This is a genomic window from Roseateles aquatilis, from assembly GCF_002205645.1.
GTDB classification, from domain to species: Bacteria; Pseudomonadota; Gammaproteobacteria; order Burkholderiales; family Burkholderiaceae_C; genus Roseateles; species Roseateles aquatilis.
Map to the genome: position 1 here is coordinate 1 of NZ_NIOF01000033.1, position 2840 is coordinate 2840.

Below are 2840 nucleotides of genomic sequence, written 5' to 3' on the forward strand. Positions count from 1 at the left end.
TCCCTTGTATCTTTGAAGTGCGTGTTCGGCAGTGCCGTCACGCCCGGACCTGTCAGGGTTCGGGGTTGGCCGCAGCATGTAGCCCGTCATCCCTCGGTGCCTCTCGAGCCCGTGCGTGAGTCCTGGGCGCATGCTTGCGCCCGATCTCTGAAAGCCCGAACAGTTGCGTGAACGCCGTTCGCATTTGCAAGGAAGGGACGCAGGGATCATGGCCAATCAAGTCGCAGTCGGAATCGACATCTCCAAGAAGACCATGGATGTAGCCATTGGGCACGAGCAGTCCACGGCAATATTCAGCAACGATGGCGCCGGGCATCAAGCGTTGATCGAGGTGCTGAAGAGCCATCAGGTCTCGCTGATCGTGATGGAAGCGACCGGGCAGTACCAACTGGCCTGTGCCTGCGCGCTCCAGGCTGCGGGGTTTGCCGTCGTCGTCATCAACCCTCGGCAAGCCCGGGACTTCGCCAAGGCCATGGGGCGATTGGTCAAGACCGACAGCGTGGATGCCAGGATGCTGGCGGAATTGGCCCAGGTGCTGAATCTGCGGCCTGATCGAGATCGCTTCATCAAGCCAATGCCAGACCAAGCGCAGCAGTATCTGCATGCGTTGGTACTTCGGCGTCGACAGTTGGTGCGCTTGCTGGTCAGCGAGCGCCAACGCAAACACATGGCGCACGCGGAGGTGGTGCAGGATATTGCGGAACTGATGGATATGCTCTCGACTCAGCTTGAGACGCTGGATCGGAAGATTGCGGAACACCTGGCCCAGCACCAATCCAATCTGGCCGCCTTGCTCAAGAGCGTCAAGGGCGTTGGCCCGGCGACGGCTGCGACGCTGATTTCCGAGCTGCCGGAGCTAGGCCAACTCAAGGCCAAGCAGATCTGCGCGCTGGTGGGGGTCGCACCGATGAACCGGGACTCGGGCCAGGCGCGCGGCAAACGCATCATTTGCGGCGGACGGGCCACGGTCAGGAGTGCGTTGTACATGGCCGCCATCGTCGCCATGCGCTACAACGCCGTGATACGGCAGTACTATGAGCGCCTGCTGGCGGCTGGCAAGCCGAAGAAAGTGGCTATCGTGGCATGCATGCGCAAGCTGTTGGTCATCATGAACGCCATGGTCAAAACCGGGCAGCCATGGAATGAGCCGCTTGCACCGGCATGACTTTCTAGATGGTGGCGGTGTCCCTATGTCCTGGCGCCTGGGCTTCAGATACCCATCGCCATGACCCAGCCCGCGAGCCCGGCCAGCAGCACCACGAGCGCTGGCGGCACACGTCCCACCGTCAGCAGCCCGAACGAGAGCAGTGCCAGCCCGAAATCCGCCTTGCCGTGGATAGCGCTCGTCCACACCGGGTCGTACAGCGCGGACACCAGGATGCCGACCACGCCGGCATTGATGCCCGCCATGGCCGTCTGGATGCCCGCGCGGTGGCGCAGTCCTTCCCAGAACGGCAGCGCACCGACCAGCACGAAGAAGGCCGGCAGGAAGATGGTGCCCAGCAGTGCCAGACCACCGATCCAGCCATGCAGCGGCCCCTGTGCGACGGCGCCGAGATAGGCCGAGAACGTGAACAGCGGCCCCGGCACGGCCTGCGCCGCACCGTAGCCGGCTAGGAAGTCGGCGTTGCTCACGATGCCGCTGGGCACCACGGCGGCTTGCAGCAGCGGCAGCACGACGTGCCCGCCACCAAAGACCAGTGCGCCGGAGCGGTACACGCCTTCTAGCAGCGCGATCGTGGATGAGCCCGTGGCTGCCGCCCATAGGGGTAGCCCGACGAGCGGTGCGGCGAACAGCAGCAGTGCCACGATGCCCAGCTTGCGCGAGACGGGGTAACTGTGGGCTCGGCCGCCGCCGGGTTGCGCGATCTTCAATGTCCACCAGCCCAACAGTCCTGTCATTGCAATGGCGGCAAGCTGGCCTGCAGCCGAGGGCAGGATCATGGTCAGCAGCGCCGCCAGAATGGCTAGGGCAGCACGCGGCCGATCCGGGCACAGTGACTTGGCCATTCCCCAGACAGCTTGCGCCACGATGGCCACGGCTACCACCTTGAGCCCATGCACCCAGCCCGACTGGGCCAGCCCCTGGTACTCCGCGATGCCGAAGGCGAACAGGATCAGCGCAATCGCCGACGGCAAGGTGAATCCCGCCCAGGCCGCCAGCAGGCCCAGCCAGCCCGCGCGGCCCAGCCCCAGCGCCATGCCTACCTGGCTGCTGGCTGGGCCCGGCAGGAATTGGCACAGGGCGACCAGATCGGAGTAGCTGCGGTCATCCAGCCAGTGGCGGCGCTCGACAAACTCCGAGCGGAAATAGCCCAGGTGCGCGATCGGCCCGCCGAAGGAGGTCAGCCCCAGCTTGAGGAAGGCGCCAAAGACTTCGACGGGTGAGCCGCGCGCGGCTGCGGCCTCATGCTGCAAGGTGTTGGTGGAATCTGTCATTTGTGCATTGCCTCCCCGGTGAACTCCCAGATGCGTTCCTTGGCCAGCGCCAAGCCTTCCATGCCCTTGGGCGTGATCGTGTAGAGCTTGCGCACGGTGCGCCCTTCACGCTCCTGGCGGGAGACGAGGTAGCCGTCGCGCTCCATCTTGTGCAGCATCGGGTACAGCGTTCCTGGGGAGAGGCGATAGCCGTGGTGGGCCAGTTCGTCGATCATCCACTGCCCATAGATCTCCTGCTCGGCCGCGTGGTGCAGCACGTGCAGGCGGATCAGCCCCGACAGCAGGTCGTGGTGCTCCATGGCGCGGGGTGTTGGTTTTTCTTTCATATCGAATAACGATAACGAAATTCGATATTTTCACGATGCGCTGTCTTGACTTTTAAGACAGTTGCTCACGCCTTC

The 2840-nt window shown here is 64.0% G+C and carries 3 protein-coding genes; 1 reads left to right on the forward strand and 2 read right to left on the reverse strand.

Translation table 11 applies throughout. The annotated features are described in order from the left end of the window. Positions 1 to 208: 208 nt before the first annotated feature. Positions 209 to 1165, forward strand: a complete 957-nt coding sequence (locus CDN99_RS27860) for an IS110 family transposase (protein WP_141101032.1) — start codon at positions 209 to 211, stop codon at positions 1163 to 1165. Positions 1166 to 1209: 44 nt separating this feature from the next. Here the strand turns inward: CDN99_RS27860 and chrA are convergent, their stop codons facing one another. Both chrA and CDN99_RS27870 read right to left on the reverse strand, forming a co-directional pair. Beyond that, complete coding sequence (chrA, locus tag CDN99_RS27865) at positions 1210 to 2439, reverse strand: chromate efflux transporter (RefSeq protein WP_043372455.1); 1230 nt, start codon at positions 2437 to 2439, stop codon at positions 1210 to 1212. Next, the gene (locus CDN99_RS27870; protein WP_043372456.1) at positions 2436 to 2738 is read right to left on the reverse strand and encodes a PadR family transcriptional regulator; all 303 of its coding nucleotides are present in this window, start codon (positions 2736 to 2738) and stop codon (positions 2436 to 2438) included. Before CDN99_RS27870 ends, chrA begins: the two co-directional genes overlap by 4 nt. Positions 2739 to 2840: the final 102 nt, after the last annotated feature.

Excerpts from the sequence above, each read along its gene's own strand:
- CDN99_RS27860 (WP_141101032.1), top strand. The coding sequence starts at position 209 with ATGGCCAATCAAGTCGCAGTCGGAATCGACATCTCCAAGAAGACCATG.
- chrA (WP_043372455.1), bottom strand. The coding sequence starts at position 2,439 with ATGACAGATTCCACCAACACCTTGCAGCATGAGGCCGCAGCCGCGCGC.
- CDN99_RS27870 (WP_043372456.1), bottom strand. The coding sequence starts at position 2,738 with ATGGAGCACCACGACCTGCTGTCGGGGCTGATCCGCCTGCACGTGCTG.